Annotated in this window: 15 protein-coding genes and 1 pseudogene; 11 read left to right on the top strand and 5 right to left on the bottom strand. The window is 71.4% G+C overall.

What is annotated here, in order from left to right:
- The first annotated feature begins 119 nt into the window (after window positions 1–119).
- From AC067N_RS23455 to AC067N_RS23435, 5 genes are all read left to right on the top strand, one after another.
- Window positions 120–689 (top strand): MTB12 C-terminal domain-containing protein, encoded by a 570-nt coding sequence (locus tag AC067N_RS23455; RefSeq protein WP_478680823.1) that lies wholly within the window; start codon window positions 120–122, stop codon window positions 687–689.
- A complete protein-coding gene (locus AC067N_RS23450; protein WP_478680822.1) occupies window positions 664–1,959 on the top strand; it encodes an ABC transporter substrate-binding protein in 1,296 nt (431 codons plus the stop codon). The genes AC067N_RS23455 and AC067N_RS23450 overlap by 26 nt, the downstream gene beginning before the upstream one ends.
- A 172-nt stretch (window positions 1,960–2,131) precedes the next feature.
- Entirely contained in the window at window positions 2,132–3,382 is a 1,251-nt protein-coding gene (locus tag AC067N_RS23445; RefSeq protein ID WP_478680821.1) for a glycosyltransferase family 4 protein, read from the top strand.
- Window positions 3,379–4,209, top strand: a complete 831-nt coding sequence (locus AC067N_RS23440; RefSeq protein WP_478680820.1) for a hypothetical protein — start codon at window positions 3,379–3,381, stop codon at window positions 4,207–4,209. Before AC067N_RS23445 ends, AC067N_RS23440 begins: the two co-directional genes overlap by 4 nt.
- A gap of 64 nt (window positions 4,210–4,273) precedes the next feature.
- Window positions 4,274–5,284 (top strand): helix-turn-helix transcriptional regulator, encoded by a 1,011-nt coding sequence (locus AC067N_RS23435; protein WP_478680819.1) that lies wholly within the window; start codon window positions 4,274–4,276, stop codon window positions 5,282–5,284.
- Here AC067N_RS23435 and ctaD read toward each other — a convergent pair.
- Complete coding sequence (ctaD, locus tag AC067N_RS23430) at window positions 5,193–6,926, bottom strand: aa3-type cytochrome oxidase subunit I (protein WP_478680818.1); 1,734 nt, start codon at window positions 6,924–6,926, stop codon at window positions 5,193–5,195. The two genes, AC067N_RS23435 and ctaD, sit on opposite strands and share 92 nt — an antisense overlap.
- A 377-nt stretch (window positions 6,927–7,303) precedes the next feature.
- On the opposite strand from ctaD, the gene AC067N_RS23425 reads away from it, so the two are divergent.
- Entirely contained in the window at window positions 7,304–7,519 is a 216-nt protein-coding gene (locus AC067N_RS23425) for an I78 family peptidase inhibitor (RefSeq protein WP_478680817.1), read from the top strand.
- Window positions 7,520–7,624: 105 nt separating this feature from the next.
- Here AC067N_RS23425 and AC067N_RS23420 read toward each other — a convergent pair whose 3' ends face one another.
- Both AC067N_RS23420 and AC067N_RS23415 read right to left on the bottom strand, forming a co-directional pair.
- Window positions 7,625–8,656, bottom strand: a complete 1,032-nt coding sequence (locus AC067N_RS23420; RefSeq protein ID WP_478680816.1) for a phosphatase PAP2 family protein — start codon at window positions 8,654–8,656, stop codon at window positions 7,625–7,627.
- A 238-nt stretch (window positions 8,657–8,894) separates the two neighbouring features.
- Entirely contained in the window at window positions 8,895–10,124 is a 1,230-nt protein-coding gene (locus AC067N_RS23415; RefSeq protein WP_478680815.1) for a glycosyltransferase family 39 protein, read from the bottom strand.
- 325 nt (window positions 10,125–10,449) lie between these two features.
- Between AC067N_RS23415 and AC067N_RS23410 the strand changes: the two genes are divergently transcribed.
- Complete coding sequence (locus tag AC067N_RS23410; RefSeq protein WP_478680814.1) at window positions 10,450–12,051, top strand: MFS transporter; 1,602 nt, start codon at window positions 10,450–10,452, stop codon at window positions 12,049–12,051.
- An 80-nt stretch (window positions 12,052–12,131) separates the two neighbouring features.
- Complete coding sequence (locus tag AC067N_RS23405) at window positions 12,132–13,301, top strand: acyl-CoA dehydrogenase family protein (protein WP_478680813.1); 1,170 nt, start codon at window positions 12,132–12,134, stop codon at window positions 13,299–13,301.
- Window positions 13,302–13,340: 39 nt separating this feature from the next.
- On the opposite strand, the gene AC067N_RS23400 is transcribed toward AC067N_RS23405, so the two are convergent.
- Window positions 13,341–13,784 (bottom strand): cell division protein SepF, encoded by a 444-nt coding sequence (locus AC067N_RS23400; RefSeq protein WP_478680812.1) that lies wholly within the window; start codon window positions 13,782–13,784, stop codon window positions 13,341–13,343.
- 310 nt (window positions 13,785–14,094) lie between these two features.
- Here AC067N_RS23400 and AC067N_RS23395 point away from each other — a divergent pair, with 310 nt between their 5' ends.
- From AC067N_RS23395 to AC067N_RS23385, 3 genes are all read left to right on the top strand, one after another.
- Window positions 14,095–15,288: a DUF5685 family protein gene (locus tag AC067N_RS23395; protein WP_478680811.1), complete on the top strand. Its 1,194-nt coding sequence runs from the start codon at window positions 14,095–14,097 to the stop codon at window positions 15,286–15,288.
- A 502-nt stretch (window positions 15,289–15,790) separates the two neighbouring features.
- The gene (locus AC067N_RS23390; RefSeq protein ID WP_478680810.1) at window positions 15,791–16,693 is read left to right on the top strand and encodes a S1 family peptidase; all 903 of its coding nucleotides are present in this window, start codon (window positions 15,791–15,793) and stop codon (window positions 16,691–16,693) included.
- Between the two features lie 805 nt (window positions 16,694–17,498).
- Window positions 17,499–18,578, top strand: coding sequence for a S1 family peptidase (locus AC067N_RS23385; RefSeq protein ID WP_478680809.1), 1,080 nt, complete (start codon window positions 17,499–17,501; stop codon window positions 18,576–18,578).
- Between the two features lie 53 nt (window positions 18,579–18,631).
- On the opposite strand, the pseudogene AC067N_RS23380 reads toward AC067N_RS23385, so the two are convergent.
- Window positions 18,632–18,951: pseudogene (locus tag AC067N_RS23380) on the bottom strand (DUF3533 domain-containing protein); the annotation flags it as partial.
- Between the last annotated feature and the right edge of the window lie 55 nt (window positions 18,952–19,006).

Raw genomic sequence — 19,006 nt, 5'->3', positions numbered from 1 at the left:
CACACGTCGTGTCTGACGGGTTCTCAGATGTGCCGATGGAGTTGCACTATGCCTTGTGCGAGCCGACCCTGAAAGAACCGGGCGCCTACCGCCCGGACCGACACCCGGTGGTGAGCCAGATGGTTCTCGGGAGCGACCTCAGGCGGGGGAACGTACGACGGGGCCGCGGCCCCCGGTCGAGGGGAAGGGGCACGGCGCTGGCGGTCGCGCTGGCCCTGTTTCTCGCCCCGGCCCTCGCGGCGTGCAGCGACGACAGCGGCGGGGGCGACGAGGCGACACCGCCCACCCCCTCGGCGGAGCGGACCACGACCGAGCCGAGCCCGAGCGGGCCCGCGGACACGGCGGCGGCCGAGAGGGAGATCCGGCAGAACTGGGCGACGTTCTTCGACCCGACCAGCTCCAAGGAGGACCGGCAGGCCGTCCTGGAGAACGGCGGGCGGATGGGCCCGGTCCTGGACGCCTTCAGCGGCGACGAACGCGGACAACAGGTCGAGGCGGAGGTCACCGAGGTCGAGTTCACCTCGGCGACCGACGCGGACGTGACGTACTCGCTGCTGATGAAGGGCGCCACGGTCCTGCCGGACTCGGCGGGCACGGCCGTCGAACAGGACGGCACCTGGAAGGTCTCCGTCAGGACACTCTGCGGGCTGGTGGGGCTGAGCGGTGCGTCGCCGGTCCCGGGCTGCTGAGACCGTCGCCGCTGCCCTGCTCCTGCTGCTGACCGCGGCCTGCGGCAGCCGCCTCCCGGAGAGCGACTTCGAGGACCGGCCCACCACGTCCCGCACCGGGCGGGCCGGTGACCCGATCCGCGTCGGCATCATCGCCAGCGCCACCAGCCCCGTCGGCGGCGACGCCTTCACCGGGCCGCGCGACGGGGCGAAGGCCTGGTTCGACGCCCTGAACGCGCGCGGCGGCATCGACGGCCGCCGGGTCGAGGTGCGCGAGTGCGACGACGGCGGCAGCGGCGTCGGCAACAACGAGTGCGTCCACAGGCTCGTCGAGGAGGACCGGGTGGTCGCCCTGGTCGCCACCACCGCCCTCGACTACGCGGGCGCCCCGCGCGTCGCCAGCGCCCGCGTGCCCGACATCGGCGGCCAGCCCATCGGCCCGGCCTACGACACCTACCCGCACCTCTACGGCATCTACGGCAGCCTCGCGCCCCGGAACGGCACCACCGGCTGGGACGGGAAGCAGTACGGCGGCACCGAGGTCTACCGCTACTTCAAACGCGAACACGGCGCCCGTACCGCCGCCGTGGTGTCGTACAACCAGGCCGCGTCGGCCGCGTACGCCCGGCTGATCGTCGACGGGCTGAAGGCCGAGGGGTACGAGGTCGTCACCGAACAGCTCGACTTCGCGCTGCCCAACTTCCGCGCGGCCGCCGCCGACATCGAGGAGCGGGGCGCCGACCTGGTCTTCGACGCGATCGACGGACACGGCAACGCCCGGCTCTGCGCGGCGATGGACGAGGTGGGCGCCGAGGTGACGGCCAAGGTCACCAATGTGCAGAACTGGACCTCCACCGTCGCCGAGGACTACGCGGACGCCCCGCGCTGCCGCAACACCCTGTGGGCCACCGGCTCCAGCCGCAACTACGAGGACACCGGCCGGGCGGCCGTACGGGATTTCAGGGACGCCACCGAGGGACTGGAGACGCACTCCCAGTGGCAGGTGGAGGGCTGGGCGGCCGCGATGTGGTTCACGGACGCGGCGCGCTCGTGCGCCGGCACCGAGGAGGGCGTCACCCGCGCGTGCGTCGACCGGTTCATGAACCGCGACGAGCCCTACACCGCCGGCGGGCTGCTCCTCCCCGTGCGCTTCGAGCGGCTCGCCGAGCCGCCGAGATCCCGCAGGACCTGTCTGTCGGTGGCCCGCTGGCAGGACGCCCGGGGATGGGTGAGCCAGGGCGACATGGACCGGAACTGCTTCCGGGTACCGCAGTTGTCCTATCGGCCCTGATGCGATCAGGCCCGGAGGGGTTCCCCGATCCGGTTACCGATCACGCAACCGTTCCATGACAAGTTGATGAGGAAGCCCAACCGTTCCCAACGAAGCCGGGTCTAACCGTACGGCGGTGGACCAGCACCGCCAAAAGATGTCTGACCAGGACAAACATGGCTCCGGGGGACGCATGCACATCTCTCTCCTGATACACAACGCATACGGGATCGGGGGAACGATCCGGACGACGTACAATCTCGCGAACACCCTGGCGGAACAGCACGACGTCGAGATCGTCTCCGTCTTCCGCCACCGGGACGAGCCGGTCTTCCGGCACGACCCGAGAGTCCGGCTCCGCGCCCTCGTCGACATCCGCGACGACGGCGCCGACAAGGGCCACGCCGATCTGCGGTGCCCCGCCAAGGTCTTCCCGCGCGCCGAGGGCCGCTACGAGCAGTACAGCGCCCTGACCGACCGGCGCATCGCCGAGCACCTCGCCTCGGTCGACGCCGACGTCGTCGTGGGTACCCGGCCGGGCCTGAACGTGCACCTGGCCCGTCAGACGCGCCGCGGTCCGGTCCGCGTCGGCCAGGAGCACCTCACCCTGGACAGTCACTCCCCGGCCCTTCGCGCCACCCTGCGCGCCGTCTACCCCCGGCTCGACGGGTTCACCACGACCACCGAGGCCGACGCGCGTGCCTACGGCGCCAAGATGCGGCTGCCTGGCGTCCGGCTCCAGGCCGTGCCCAACCCGGTGCCCGCGCCCGGCGTCGACCCGGCCGACGGCAGCGGCAAGTGGGTCGTCGCAGCCGGGCGGCTCGCACCCGTGAAGCGCTACGACCTGCTGGTGAGGGCCTTCGACAAGGTGCGCCGGGAGCGGCCCGACTGGCGGCTGCGGATCTACGGCAGCGGCAGGCAGAAGGACGGACTCCGCGCCCTCATCGACCAGTTGGGCCTCTACAACCACGTCTATCTGATGGGCCCGGCCCACCCCATCGAGCCCGAGTGGGCCAAGGGCTCCATCGCCGCCGTCACCTCCAGTCTCGAGTCCTTCGGCATGACGATCGTCGAGGCCATGCGCTGCGGCCTGCCCGTGGTCTCCACCGACTGCCCGCACGGTCCCGGCGAGATCATCGAGGACGGCGTCGACGGCCGTCTGGTGAAGGTCGGCGACATCGATGCCATCGCCGCCGGCCTTCTCGAACTCATCAACGACGACACCAAGCGGCAGCAGATGGCGCACGCGGCGCTCAAGGACTCCGAGCGCTTCGACCCGGCCCGCATCGCCGAACGCCACGAGGCGCTCTTCGCCGACCTGACGGCCCGCGGCGGGGGCCGGGTGCGCGGCTCACTGCACCGCACCCGTGGCGCGCTGATCGGCGGTGCGTACGCCGTTCGTGCTGCCGGACGGTCGGCTCTCAAGAAGGGGCGCGCCGCATGACGACGCCCGCCCGTCGCCCCGCGCCCCCCGGCGACGAGGAGGAGACCTCCGCGAGCCCGCGCACCGACTGCGTCGCCGACTTCGCGGGCGGCCTGACCTTCGACATCACCGACGGGGGCGGACCCGACCCGGCCCAGCTGCTCCTGCGCCGCCGGGGCGGCCAGGAGGAGGTGCGCCTGCCCCTCACCCCGGCCGGCGGCGAGCGCCTCAGGGCGGCCCTGCCCGGCAGCCTCGATCTGCCGGAGGGCCGCTGGGACGCCTTTGTGCAGGTCACGGGTGCCGAGCCCCGCCGGCTCGCCCCCGGGCTCAACGACCTGCGCTCCCTCGTCGACCGGGTCCCCACCGCCACTGCCGAGCGGGTCGTCGTCCGCATCCCCTACGCCACCAAGCACGGCAACCTCTCCGTCCGCAGCTGGGAGCGCACCCCCCACGCCGAGGCCGGCGCACTCCACATCGGCGACGCCGAGCTGACCGTGAGCACGAGGGTGTACGGGGCCGAGCCCGCCCCGGACGCGTACGCCGAAGTCGCCGACCGGCAAGGGGTGTCGGCGCCCGTCCGGGCCGAACTCGCCGCCGCTTCCGGCGGCTTCCGGTTCACCGTGGCGTACGGAGCACTGCGGCCCGGCATCTGGGACCTGTGGCTGCGTCCCGGGGGCGAGGCCGGGCCACGCGTGCGGATCGCGCGGCTGCTCGACGACGTCGTCGACAAGAAGCCGGTCTACGTGTACCCCACGGTCCGCGTGGAGACCGAGCACGGTGCCGTGGAGGCCACCCCGTACTACACGGTCGACAACGATCTGTCGGTCACGGTCACCGCGGTGGGCTGAGCGGCGCCGGGAAAACCGGTGGTCGAGGACAGTGGCTGTCCTCGACCACTGGCAGACTCGCCCCATGTTGGAGACATCGGCACGGCTGCTGCGGCTGCTCTCGCTCTTGCAGGCCCACCGCGAATGGTCCGGCCCCGAGCTGGCCGACCGCCTCGGGGTCACCCCGCGCACGGTGCGCCGGGACGTGGACCGGCTGCGCGAACTCGGCTACCCGGTCAACGCCAGCCCCGGAACCGGCGGCGGCTACCAGCTCGGCGCCGGAGCCCGACTGCCGCCGCTGCTGCTGGACGACGACGAGGCGGTCGCCGTCGCCGTCGGGCTGCGCACGGCCGCGGGCCAGGGCATCGAGGGCATCGGCGAGTCCTCCGTCCGCGCGCTCGCCAAGCTCGAACAGGTGCTGCCGAACCGGCTGCGCCGCCGGGTCGGCGCCCTCAACGCCTTCACCGTGCCGCTGCTGCGCGGCCCCCGGTCCGCCGCCGTCGACCCGGCGGTCCTCACCGACCTCGCGAACGCCTGCCGGGACGCCGAGCGCCTGCGCTTCGAGTACCGCGACCACGGCGGCGCCACCACCCGCCGTACGGTCGAGCCGCACCGTCTGGTCTGCACCGAGCGGCGCTGGTACCTCGTCGCCTGGGATGTCGACCGCGCGGACTGGCGCACCTTCCGCGTCGACCGCGTCACGCCCAGGCCGCCGCACGGGCCGCGCTTCACGCCCCGCGAGGCCCCGGCCGCCGACCTCGCCGCGTACGTCTCCGAAGGGATCTCCACACGCGCGTACGCGGCCCGCGCCGTCGTCCGGCTGCTCGTCCCCGCCGAGGAGGCCGCCGCACGGCTCTCGCCCGCCGCGGGCACGCTGGAGCCCTGCGACGGCGACAGCTGTCTGCTGAGCACCGGGGCGGCGAATCTCGACGTGATGGCCATCCACGTGATGATGACCGGCATCGACTTCGAGGTCGTCGAACCGCCGGAGCTGACCGAGACGATCAGGACCCTTCGCGACCGTCTGACGGCCGCTCTTGACCGAAGCGGGGATGCGGCGTCCGCTCCTGCCCCTTCCGGGTCTGGGGCGGCGTGATCGCGGCGAACCTCGGATGGTGCAGGTCGAACGCCGGGGCCTCGGAGCGGACCCGGGGCAGCGTCACGAAGTTGTGCCGCGGCGGCGGACACGAGGTCGCCCACTCCAGCGACCGGCCGAAGCCCCACGGGTCGTCGACACGGACCGGCACGCCGTACCGGGAGGTCTTCCAGACGTTGTAGAGGAACGGCAGCGTCGACAGGCCCAGCAGGAACGCGCCGACCGTCGACACCGTGTTGAGGGCGGTGAAGCCGTCCGCCGCCAGATAGTCCGCGTACCGGCGCGGCATGCCCTCCGCGCCCAGCCAGTGCTGCACCAGGAACGTGGTGTGGAACCCGACGAACAGCGTCCAGAACTGGATCTTGCCGAGCCGCTCGTCCAGCATCTTGCCGGTGAACTTCGGCCACCAGAAGAACAGCCCCGCGAACGTCGCGAAGACGACGGTGCCGAACACCACGTAGTGGAAGTGCGCCACCACGAAGTACGAGTCCGTGACGTGGAAGTCCATGGGCGGCGAGGCCAGGATCACCCCCGTCAGACCGCCGAACAGGAACGACACCAGGAAGCCGGTCGCCCACAGCATCGGCGTCTCGAACGACAGCGAGCCCTTCAGCATCGTCCCCGTCCAGTTGAAGAACTTCACCCCCGTCGGCACGGCGATCAGGAAGCTCATGAACGAGAAGAACGGCAGCAGCACCGCGCCCGTGGCGAACATGTGGTGCGCCCACACCACCACCGACAGCCCGGTGATCGCCATCGTCGCGCCGACCAGCGTGAGATAGCCGAAGATCGGCTTCCGGCTGAAGACCGGGATGATCTCCGTGATGATCCCGAAGAACGGCAGCGCGATGATGTAGACCTCCGGATGCCCGAAGAACCAGAACAGGTGCTGCCACAGCAGCGCGCCGCCGTTGGCCGAGTCGAAGATCTGCGCGCCGAACCGCCGGTCGGCCTCCAGGCAGAGCAGCGCCGCCGCCAGCACCGGGAACGCCATCAGGATCAGGATCGACGTGAACAGCGTGTTCCAGGTGAAGATCGGCATCCGGAACATCGTCATACCGGGAGCGCGCATCCCGATGATCGTGGTCAGGAAGTTCACGGCGCCGAGGATGGTGCCGAACCCGGCCAGCGCCAGCCCCATGATCCACATGTCGGCCCCGATGCCGGGTGACCGCTCCAGGCTGTTCAGCGGCGCGTAGGCGAACCAGCCGAAGGCGGCGGGACCGGAGGGCACCAGCAGCGACGCCGTCACGATCAGCCCGCCGAACAGGAACAGCCAGTACGACAGCATGTTCAGCCGGGGGAAGGCGACATCGGGCGCACCGATCTGCAGCGGCATGATCTCGTTGGCGAACCCCGCGAAGGTCGGGGTCGCGAAGAGCAGCAGCATGATCGTGCCGTGCAGCGTGAACAACTGGTTGAACTGGTTGCTGTCCACGATCTGCAGGCCCGGCCGGGCCAGTTCCGCCCGCATCACCAGGGCCATCAGACCGGCGGCCAGGAAGAACAGGAACGACGTGACCAGGTAGAGGTGGCCGATCTTCTTGTGGTCCGTGGTGGTCAGCCAGTCGACCACCAGCCGACCCGGCCGCTTGGCCCTCCGCGCGGGTCGTGCCGACGCAGGTACGGTCTCGGTCCCCATCGCTCGCCCCTTCACTGCCGCGTCCCGGACCCGTGCCGCACGCCATGCCGCTCGCTCCCCGGCCGATCCGCCGGGGGCGTGCGGGGGAGGTGTGCGGGAACCGTGTATTTCCCATGAGGTCCCCGATTCCGGGAGCCGTCCGGGAATCGGTGGGAAAGGGCCGGACATGCACCGGACACACGGCCCCGGACATGCTTTCCGACGGGCTATTCGAGATGGTGCCGAACCGCTTCGGAATTGCGTCCGCCAGCGCGGGCAAGGTCCGGGGAACCGCTCGTACGTGTGACGAAGTTGGGCCGAAACGCGTGTCGTGGTTCTGTGACAGAAGCGTGACTGCGGGAGGACAGCGGGCCCTTCGGCCGCCTAACGTGGCGGGCATGGCACCGATTCCGCACTCTCCCGAAGAGCCCCGGGACAACCCCGACGCCTACGTCGGACTGGAGGCGCCGAGCGCCGAGCGACGCGCTCTGGAGCGGGGGTGGTCCACCGTCAGAAAGCTGCCGCCGGGGGCGATCGTCACCATGGAGTACCGCTTCGGCCGGCTCAACCTGGAGGTCGAGGACGGCCGGGTGAGGCGGGCCTGGAAGGGCTGAGCACCGGCGCGGCCGGAGGCAGGACGGGCGAAGGCCCGGCTCCTGGTGAGCCGGGCCTTCGCGGTGCGGGGCGTGGGGTGTGCGTACCGGCCCCGCTGTCTCGTGTCAGCCGCCCGCGACCGGTCGGGCCGGGGTGGACCCTCGCGTCACGCGGTCCGGATGGGGTGGCCGGCGCTGGCCGATCGGGGTGACCGGCGTGCGCTCCGACCTGGTCAGATGCGGTGCGGAGGGCAGATGCAGCGGCACGATCGGGGCATGGGCGGCGCGTGCCGCGACCTCGGTGTCGCGGACGCCGGCGGCCCCCTCGCCGGTCGCGCGCAGCGTGCTCGTACCCACGGGCTTCGGCGTCGGCGTCGGGGCGGGCGCGGGAGCCGTCGTACGGCGGTCGCGCCAGGTGTCCCGCAGCGAGAAGATCCAAGCCTCGGCGCGGGCGATCAGCGGCTCGAACCAGGGCAGCGCCAGCAGGATCAGCAGACCCGCGGCCCAGCCCAGCAGGACGTCGCTGAGCCAGTGCGTGCCCAGGTAGACGGTGGTCAGACCGACGCCGAGCGAGGTCACGGCGGACAGCGCGGACAGCCAGCGTCTGGCCCGCGGGGTCGACGCCAGATAGGCCAGGATGCCCCAGGTCACCACGGCGTTCGCGGTGTGACCCGAAGGAAATATGTCGCCGCCCAGCCACATCTCGTTGGAGCCGATCTCGGTCGCGTAGTGCGGGCCCAGACGGCCCATGCCGAGCTTGGCGGCGCCGACGGTGACGTTCAGTAGCAGCAGCGAGACGCCGAGCGCGAGCAGCGGGCGCAGGGTGTGCTGGCGCCAGGACCGCCAGCCCAGCCAGGCCGCGACCATCACGGCGGTGGGGCCGCGCTGGCCCAGGACGACGTAGTAGTCGAGGAAGGCGTGGATCTCCGGCCACTGCTGGTACGGCCGGAAGAACATGATCTGCCAGTCGAGCCGCACGAGCCACGAGGTGATGATCACGGCCCAGACGATGGCCACGTAGAAGGCGAGGGTGGACGAGAACAGCACCACGCGGTGCCTCGTCATCACCGGCACGTCGATGTGGGCCGGGCGTTCAGGCTCGCGGTCCAGCCTGGAGAAGACCCGGTCCAGACGGGTCGGCTTTCGTTCGGTACGCACTCAATCGACGTTACAGCGAGTGAGCTCCGACGCGGCGTGAATCACCGGGTTTGTGATGACGCCGTGATGTGTGATTGCTCTCAGATTGGTGTTTATTTCTGCTGAATGTTGAATGGATGGGCTGCTCAGCCTTCAATTCCACGGCCGAATGTGTGTGCGTCGTTTTGCGGCCCTTTTGATTTCGTTCACCGTGTGCACGCACCGAATTCTCCGGCCGCTCTCCGGTGCCGCGGGCCGGTCAGGGCGGACCGGAGCCGTTCAGCCAGAAGGCCCCGTAGACCGCCGACGCCGCCGCGACGCCGCCGAGCACCGCCGCCGACCCGCGCGTCCGCGCCCGCGCCAGCGCGACGGCGAGGGGGAGGAGCAGTGGGAAGGCGGGCATCAGCAGCCGCGGTTTCGAGCCGAAGTAGCTGGACGCGCACAGCGCCAGCGCCGTGACGACCCCCGCGTACACCAGCAGAGGCAGCGGCTGGCCCTGCCGTACGCAGACCGCGTACAGCCAGATCACCGCCGCCACCCCGGCGATCAGCCCGGCCCCCGCCAGGGCCGAGGGGAACGACGTGAACTTCTCGGCGACGAACCGGGCGAAGGCGTAGCCCCCGTCGAAACCATTGCGCCAGCCCGCCTGGACGTCGAGATAGCCGAGCGGCCCCTTGCCGGTGTGATGACCCACCCACAGCACGTAACCGGCGGTCCCCAGGGGGGCCAGGAGCATCCCGAGGGCGCGCGGCCACCGCCGAGTGCCACCGGATGCGTCCGTGCTCCGGTTCCGCCCGGACGGGGGAGCGGGGGCCGGGGCACCGGCGGGCACGTGAGCGGTCGCCGGGCGGTGCCGCCGTTCCCGGAGGTACTCCGTGATCGCCGCCGCCCAGACCGCCGCGGCCACCGCCAGCCCCACCGGTCGGGTGAGGCCCGCGAGGGCGGCCAGGACGCCCGCCGTCACCCAGCGGCCGGTCAGGACGGCGTACAGGGACCAGGCGGCAAGCGCCGTGAACAGGGCCTCCGTGTACGCCATCGACTGCACGATCCCCACCGGCAGCACCGCCCACAGCAGTACCGCGCAGACCCCCGTCCGCCGGTCGTACACATGGTCGACCACGGCGAAGATCCCCCAGGCCGCGCCGAGCGAGGCCAGGGTGCCGACGGCCAGGCCGGCGTGCGCGTACGACAGCGGTGTCACCGCCGACACCGCCCGCTCCAGCCATGGCAGCAGGGGGAAGAAGGCGAGGTTCGAGTGGACGTCGCCGTTCGGCAGGCGCACCTCGTACCCGTAGCCGAGCTCCGCCACCCTCGTGTACCAGAGCGCGTCCCAGCGGGCGGACAGCAGCGTCAGGACGCTCTTGTCGCGGGCCGCGCTCCACAGGGCGAGCACGACGACCCCGAGGGCGCGCACGGCGGCGTACCCGAGGAGTGCGGGGGCGGCCCGCCGCAGCAGGGGCGGCGCCGGGCGCGTAGCAAGATCGGTCACGCGCTCGATTATCGGCGGAGCCCGGAACCGGCCGGGAGGCCCGGACGTGATGGTCGGTGATGGACCGTGACGGACGACCCACGGACGGGTGATGGAGGGGTCGTGGAGGACCCGTGGAGGGCTGACGGGGTGGCGCACGCCACACGGCGTGGGAGCCCTCCATGAGACACCCACCACGTTTCACCGGCAGGAACTCGCGTACCCTGACGGCTCACTCGCCTTTCGTTGCGTGGGTCCGGGACACCGCTCCTCCGGGCCGCGGCCGCCGGGGAGCACCCGCCCCGAGCGGTCCCGCCGAACGCGAGAGCATCTGGGAGGTACGTACATGTCCGGGACGCCCACGGCCGCTGCGCGATGCCGTCGGGAGGCCGGGGCCGGTGCAAACCGATGGGTCGTCCTCGTCGTCCTCTGCGTCAGCCTGCTGCTCGTCGCCGTCGACGCCACCGTTCTGCACGTGGCGGTGCCCGCCGTCACCGAGGACATCAAGCCCGGCGCCATAGAACTGCTCTGGATCGTCGACGTCTACCCGCTCGTCTGCGCCTCGCTGCTGATCCTCTTCGGCACGCTCGGCGACCGCGTCGGCCGCAGACGCGTCCTCCTCCTCGGATACGCCCTCTTCGGCGTCGCCTCCGGACTCGCCGCCTTCGCCGAGAATCCGCAGGTCCTGATAGCGGCCCGGGCGCTGCTCGGTGTCGGCGGTGCCATGATCATGCCCGCCACGCTGTCGATCCTGCGCCAGGTGTTCCCCGACCGGCGCGAGCGGGCCCTCGCCATCGGCGTCTGGAGCGCCGTCGCCGCGGTCGGCGCGGCCGTCGGACCCCTGCTCGGCGGGTTCCTGCTGGAGCACTTCTGGTGGGGCTCCGTCTTCCTGGTCAACATCCCACTCATGCTCGTCAGCCTGCCCGTCGGACGCCTGTTGCTGCCGGAGTCCACCGGCGACCGCGACGGGCCCTGGGACGTCGTGGGCGCGCTGATGGCCGCGGTCGGGCTCTTCGGCGTCGTCCTCGGTGTGAAGCGGCTCGGCGGCGGGCACCCGCCGTTCGACCCGGGGACCGCGGTGGCGCTGCTGGTGGGCGGCGTGCTGCTGGGTCTCTTCGTGCGCCGGCAGCGACGCCGGGCGCATCCGCTGGTCGACCTGCGGATGTTCGCGCGGCCCGCGTTCAGCACGTCCGTCGGCTGCATCGTCCTCGCCATGCTCGCCCTGGTGGGCCTCGAACTGATCGCCGCGCAGTATCTGCAACTGGTCCTCGGGCTGTCCCCGCTGGAGACCGGACTGCGGCTGCTGCCGCTGACCGTCGCGGCGATGGCGGCCGGGCTCCTCGGCTCCCACCTCCTGCACCGCTTCGGGCCGCGCCGCATGGTGTCGCTCGGCTTCTGCCTCACCGCGTTCGCGGTCGTGCTGCTCACGGCGATGGGCCGGCACGACAACGCGGCGCTGCTGCTCACCGGGTTCGTCCTGCTGGGCTTCGGCCTGGAGACGACCCTGTTCGGGGCGTACGAGTCGATGCTGAGCGAGGCGCCCGCGTCGTCCGCCGGCGGGGCGGCGGCGATCGGTGAGACCTCCTACCAGCTGGGCGCGGGCATCGGCATCGCCCTCCTCGGCAGCGTGATGAACGCGGCGTACGCACCCGGGCTGTCGTCGGTGCCGGGGGTGCCCTCGTCGGCGTCCGCCGCGGCGGGGCACTCGCTCGGGGAGGCGTACGAGGTCGCCGGGCGGCTGGGCGGGTCACCCGGGGAGGCGCTGCGGCATGCGGCCCGGGACTCGTTCGTGCACGGTCTGCATGTGACGCTGCTGGTGAGCGCGGGGCTGCTGGTGCTGGGCGCGGTCATGGCGCTGCGTCTGCCGCGGGCGATGGAGTGCGGCGCGGAGGTTCCGGGGCCGAGGGAGGCCACGGCGGCGCCGGTGCGGGCGGAGTCGGTGCGCTGAGTCTCCGGCCACTGCCCGCGGCCATGACGTGTGGGTAGTCTGCCTAGCGTCGCTAGTTTTGGTGAGCCGGAGGTTGCCCCATGAGGTTCGATCCCGCCGATCCCCTCGGAATCGATGATCTGCTCGAGCCCGAGGATCTCGCGGTACGGGACACCGTGCGGAGCTGGGCCGCGGACCGGGTGCTGCCGTATGTCGCCGACTGGTACGAGCGGGGTGAGCTGCCGGAGATCCGCGAGCTCGCCCGGGAACTGGGGGCGATCGGGGCCCTGGGCATGTCGCTCGACGGGTACGGGTGCGCGGGGGCGAGCGCCGTGCAGTACGGGCTCGCCTGTCTGGAGCTGGAGGCCGCGGACTCCGGGATCCGGTCGCTCGTGTCCGTGCAGGGTTCCCTCGCCATGTACGCCATCCACCGGTTCGGCAGCGAGGAGCAGAAGGAGACCTGGCTGCCGCGGATGGCGGCCGGCGAGGTCATCGGGTGCTTCGGGCTGACCGAACCCGACCACGGGTCCGACCCGGCCTCGATGCGGACCTACGCCAAGCGCGACGGCACCGACTGGATCCTCAACGGACGCAAGATGTGGATCACGAACGGGTCCGTCGCCGGGGTCGCCGTCGTGTGGGCGCAGACCGACGAGGGCATCCGGGGGTTCGCCGTACCGACGGACGCCGCCGGGTTCTCGGCACCGGAGATCAAGCACAAGTGGTCCCTGCGGGCCTCCGTCACCAGTGAACTCGTCCTCGACGACGTGCGCTTGCCGGCGGACGCCGTACTGCCGGAGGTCAAGGGGCTCAAGGGGCCGCTCAGTTGTCTGTCGCACGCCCGGTACGGGATCGTGTGGGGCTCGATGGGGGCGGCGCGGGCCAGTTTCGAGGCCGCTCTCGACTACGCCAGGACACGCGAGCAGTTCGGGAGGCCGATCGGCGGCTTCCAGCTCACACAGGCCAAACTCGCCGACATGGCGGTCGAGTTGCACAAGGGGATTCTGCTCGCCCACCATCTCGGGCGGCGGATGGACGCGGGACGGCTCCGTCCCGAGCAGATCAGTTTCGGCAAGTTGAACAACGTACGGGAGGCGATCGAGATCTGCCGTACCGCCCGCACGATCCTCGGTGCGAACGGAATTTCGCTGGAGTACCCGGTGATGCGGCACGCGACGAACCTGGAGTCCGTGCTCACCTACGAGGGCACCGTCGAGATGCACCAGCTCGTGCTGGGCAAGGCGCTCACCGGACTCGACGCCTTCCGGTGACCGGGGGCACCGGAAGGCGGGGCGGTGAGCCGCCCTGCCTCAGCTCTGGTTGAAGAAGCCGTCGGCCGGGCGGCCGACGGCCTCGCCGCTGACGATCTCCGTGTCGGCGGGGGTCAGCAGGAACACGCGGTTGGACACCCGCTCGATCGAGCCGCGCAGACCGAAGATCAGCCCGGCCGCGAAGTCGACGACCCGCTTGGCGTCGGCGGACTCCATGTTCGTGAGGTTCATGATGACCGGGACGCCGTCCCGGAAGAGCTCGCCGATGTGCCGCGCGTCGCGGAAGCTGTCCGGGGTGACCGTGCCGATCCGGCGGCCCTGCTCCTGGGCGGACTCGGACGCGACCTTCACGCGAGGGTCGGTGACCCATGCCTCGCCGGACCCGGACTCCCGCTCATCGGCGTAGTCGTCGTCGTAGTAACGCTCGTCATCGTTGTCGTCGACGAGGCCAAGCCAGGCACTCGCCTTGCGCACCGATCCCATGGACGCCTCCTCTCACAGCGGTCTTTTTCTCTTTCCGCATCCCTATCGTCGTCCATGATGCGGATGTCTCGCCAAGTGGATAGACGCCGCACGGGGGTTTCGTGACGGTACTGGTGCAGAACGAATTCGTCGAGAGTCCAAGTGCCCCAAGGGCTGCGCCGTACACGTCTGCTGACGGAGAGTGAAATAATATTGTTCGCGGCGTTTGGGTGAGTGTCGGGGCGTCCGGGTGAACGAACGCGGCTACGATGCGGCGCAGGTCAGGCAGGAGCGCGCGACCGCGGCGCGCGCGACAGACACGGGGGATGTCGTGTTCGGAATCGTGAGGCCCTGCGGTCATCGGCTCGGTGAGGGGCTGAAGACGCAGTGGATGGCGCATCTGTGCGGACTCTGTCTCGCGCTGCGCGGGGACCACGGGCAGTTCGCCCGGATCGTGACGAACTACGACGGCCTGCTGGTCTCGGTTCTGACGGAGGCTCAGGCCGAGCGGAGCACCGACTGGCGGCGCACCGCCGGGCCCTGCCCGCTGCGCGGGATGCGCACCGCGTCCGTCGCGCAGGGCGAGGGCGCGCGGCTCGCCGCCGCCGTCTCGCTGGTGCTCGCCTCGGCCAAGGTGCGCGACCACGTGGCCGACGGCGACGGACTGCTCGCGCGGGGGCCGGTCGCGTCGGCCGCGCGCCGGGTCGCGACGCGTTGGGGGCGCGCGGGCGCCCGTACGGGATCCGACATCGGCTTCGACACGGCGGTGCTGGTCGACGCCGTGGACCGGCAGCTCGGCATCGAGGCGCTCGCCGGGCCGGGCACACCACTGCTGACGGTCACCGAGCCGACCGAGACGGCGACCGCCGCCGCCTTCGCGCACACCGCCGTGCTCGCCGGACGCCCGGGCAACGCCGAGCCGCTCGCCGAGGCGGGCCGGCTCTTCGGACGGCTTGCCCACCTGCTGGACGCGGTGGAGGACCGGGCCGCCGACACCGCCGCGGGCGCGTGGAACCCGCTGACCGCGACCGGGACGTCCCTGCCCGAGGCGCGACGGCTCGCCGAAGACGCCCTGCACGGCATCCGGCTCGCCCTGCGCGAGGTCGACTTCGTCGACGGCAAACTGGCCCATCTGCTGCTCGTGCATGAACTACGGCGCTCCGTCGACCGGGCGTTCGGGACGGTGCCGGTGTGCGCGGCCCACCAGCACGGCGGACCTCCGCAGCACGGCAACCCGTACGGGGGCGGCGCCGGGAACCCGTACGGCGGGGCGGGCGGCAACCCCTACGGTGGCGGCGCGTACGGCGGCAGCGGTGGCGGGCCCGGTGGCTCCGGCGGGGTGCCGTCGCCGCAGCCGCCGAGACGCCGGGGGTTCTGGGCCGGCTGCGGGATGTTCTGGTTGTTGTGCTGCACCTGCCAGTTGTGCTGTGCGAAGGAGTACGAAGGGCCGTGGTCCCGGAAGAAGCGGGAGGGTTGCTGCCGGGACTGCGACTGCTGCGATGCGTGTGACTGCTGCGACTGCTGACACGGAAACGGGCCGGTCGCCGCGGCTCCGGCCGCGGGGGTGGCGGATGAGCGCGGTGAGGGGTGCGCCTGTGAAGGCGGTGGGCGAGAACGCGAGCGGCGCGCCGTAGTCCCGCCCGGGCTCGCGGTGGGGTCGGCTCAACGGGAAGCGCCCAAGTTGAACAGGCATCCGGGTGCACGCCAACCGACCTGAGACCTGGCGCTCACGGGCGCCGTCGGCGTCGGCGCCGGGGGAGGCCGCGCCGCACCGAGGCGGTGTCCGGGATTCGCACAGAATCCCCACAACTCCGCGGGCTCGATCAACTGCCGTGCACCACGGGCCGGTTGATGTTCGGGCGGCCGAAAGGCACTCTTGCGGTGAGCGGTGATGCGGCCGAATACTTCCCCGCAGCGCCTTGTCAGGAGCACGGCATGTTCGGAATCCGGACAGTTGCCCCTGATTCGCGCCTCACGGGCCCAAACCCCACGCGGGCCCCCGACTTCCCTTTAGGAGGGAACGAACAGTGAGGATCAAGCGCACCACTCCCCGCAGCGGTATGGCGAGACGGACCCGGCTGATCGCCGTGACCACCGGACTCGTGGCCGCGGCCGCCGCCACAGTCCCCACCGCCAGTGCGGCAGACACCCGGACCTTCAGCGCCTCGGAGCTCAAGAGCGCCAGCGCGTCGGTTCTCAAGGCGGACATCCCCGGTACCGCCTGGGCGATCGACGAGAAGACGGACAAGCTCGTCGTCACGGTCGACAGCACCGTCTCCCAGGCCGAGCTGCTGAAGATCAAGGAAGCGGCGGGCGACAAGGCCGGCGCTCTGACGATCAAGCGGACGCCGGGCAAGTTCAACAAGCTGATCAAGGGCGGCGACGCCATCTATGCGAGTAGCTGGCGCTGTTCGCTCGGCTTCAACGTCCGCAGCGGGAGCACCTACTACTTCCTGACCGCCGGTCACTGCACCGACGGTGCGGGCACCTGGTACTCCAACTCCGGCCGTACCACGGTCCTCGGCCCGACCACCGGGTCGAGCTTCCCGACCAACGACTACGGCATCGTGCGCTACAGCAACACGTCCATCGCCAAGGACGGCACCGCGGGCAGCGTGGACATCACCAGCGCTGCCACCCCGAGCGTGGGCACCAACGTCATCCGTACCGGCTCCACCACCGGTACCCGCACCGGACGCGTGACCGCTCTCAACGCGACCGTCAACTACGGTGGCGGCGACATCGTCTACGGCATGATCCAGACCACGGTCTGCGCCGAGCCCGGCGACTCCGGCGGTCCGCTCTACGGCAGCAACGGCGTCGCGTACGGTCTCACCTCCGGCGGCAGCGGCAACTGCACCTCCGGTGGTACGACCTTCTTCCAGCCGGTCACCGAGGCCCTGAGCGCCTACGGCGTCAGCGTCTACTAGTCCGACCGGATCGCCGGACCGCCGGCCGGCCGCTCGGCCGGCCGGGCGGGCCGACCCGAGCGGGTGCTCTTCCCCCCGGCACCCGCGACCGACCGTATCGCGGTCAGCAGTTCGAGCCCCCGCGCGTGACGACGTGCGGGGGCTCGTCCTGTTCCGGCAGGCGCGGGCCGGGTGCGGGCGCCGGGCGGGGGCATCGGGACCGACGCCGAACCGCGGGCGTGGAAAGAGGCTCGCCGAGGCCCCCGAGGTGACGCCGGACCGGCCCGCCGCGCGGCAACTGCGGCTGCCGCGGACCGCGGTGGCGGTGGCGGTGGCGGTGGCCGCGGAGAGGAGCCGCACGCTCGTGCTGCCGTTCCCGGTCGCGTTGCCGCGGTTGCTGGAAGGGCGTCCGGCGATCGGTTCCCTGTGCCGTGCCGTCGGCTCCGCCGGTCCCCGCCGTGCCGCGGGAAGCGGTGCGAGGGCAACTTCCTTCGTTCGAGACCCGTTTCGACTCGGACTCAGTAGGGGCGACTTTCAGACAGGATTAGACCTCACCGGTTGCGTAGAGGCTCGTTGCATCCTGTGTTTGCAGTGCGAATTCCCATGGGGAGTTACCGGACGGTAATGACATAGGGGGCGTGCGCCCACAGTGAGTGCTCGTCCTGAAGTCGACCTTGTGTGCCCCCTGTTCACCTCGGAATAGTTGGCGCCGCAGAGTTGGCATGGACGCGGCTTTTTATCGTCCGCCACCTCGTTGTCCGCATTCCTTACGGCCGAACGGGGTCCCCACAACCTCTGAGGCCCACCCCCCACAGGAGGACGTGAGTTGAAGCACCGACGCATACCCAGGCGCCGTGCCGTCGTGACGGGTGCGGGTATCGCCGCACTGGTCGCCGCGGGAGTGACCTTCCAGACTGCGAACGCGAGCGAGACCGTGCCGAACCCCGAGCCGAAAGCGCTCTCTGTGCTGGCGGCCGGAAAGCTCGCCTCGACCCTCGGTGAGGATCTCGGCGCCGACGCGGCGGGCACGTACTACGACGCGAAGAGCAAGCTCCTCGTCGTGAACGTGCTCGACGAGGCCGCCGCCGAGACCGTCGAGGCGGCCGGCGCCAAGGCGCGGATCGTCGAGAACTCCCTCGCCGAGCTGAAGAGCGCCCGCACCGCCCTCAAGGAGGACGCCACCATCCCCGGCACCTCCTGGGCCACCGACCCCACCACCAACAAGGTCGTCGTCACCGCCGACCGCACCGTCTCCAAGGCCGAGCTGGCGAGACTGACCGAGGTCGTGGACGGTCTCGGTGCCAAGGCGGAACTCAAGCGCACCAAGGGAGAGTTCAGGACCTTCGTCGCGGGCGGCGACGCCATCACCGGCGGCAGCGGGCGCTGCTCCCTCGGCTTCAACGTGGTCAAGGGCGGCGAGCCGTTCTTCCTGACGGCGGGTCACTGCACCGAGGGCATCTCCACCTGGTCGGCCGGCGGTCAGGTCATCGGGGAGAACGCGGACTCCAGCTTCCCGGACAACGACTACGGGCTGGTCAAGTACACCGCCGAGGTCGACCACCCCAGCGAGGTCAACCTCTACAACGGCTCGACCCAGGCCATCAGCGGGGCGGCCGAGGCGACCGTCGGTATGAAGGTGACCCGCAGCGGTTCGACCACCCAGGTCCACAGCGGCACGGTCACCGGCCTCGACGCCACCGTGAACTACGGCAACGGCGACATCGTCAACGGCCTCGTCCAGACCGACGTCTGCGCCGAGCCCGGTGACAGCGGCGGCGCCCTCTTCTCGGGGGACAAGGCCATCGGCCTCACCTCCGGCGGCAGTGGCGACTGCACCTCGGGCGGCGAGACGTTCTTCCAGCCGGTCACCGAGGCGCTGTCGGCGACGGGCACACAGATCGGCTGAGGACCGGGGAGCGCCGGAAAGCGGAGAGCCGTCGCCGGGCCGCGAGCCACGGCTCAGGTTTCGGAGGTCCGGCGTTCCGGTCCCCTCAGGGCCGCCATCACCACGGTGATGGCGGCCCCCGCCGTTGCCGGGGCGGCGAGCACCAGCAGGGTGGATGGTGATGTCTGCCCTCGAAGTACGCGATCGAGCGGGTCATCCGGACGCCCGCGCCCGGGGGGAGCGCCGGACCGATCGCCGCCCGGAACGGGGGCAGCGGCGGCGGTGGCGGCGCGCCGCCCGCGCTCGGGTTGCCGGCGATCACCACCAGGAGGACGGCCCCCCCGAGACCGGCGATCCCGAAGACGCACCGCAGCGCCGGCGTGGCCGCGCCCACCCCAGGTTCGGGGGAGTGGTGGGGGCCGCCTGCCGTCTGCGTCGGTCCGAGCCCG

Source organism: Streptomyces sp. NPDC042364 (assembly GCF_056437585.1).
Note: the sequence above shows the minus strand (reverse complement) of the source record. Positions and strands in the feature narration are given on the sequence as shown.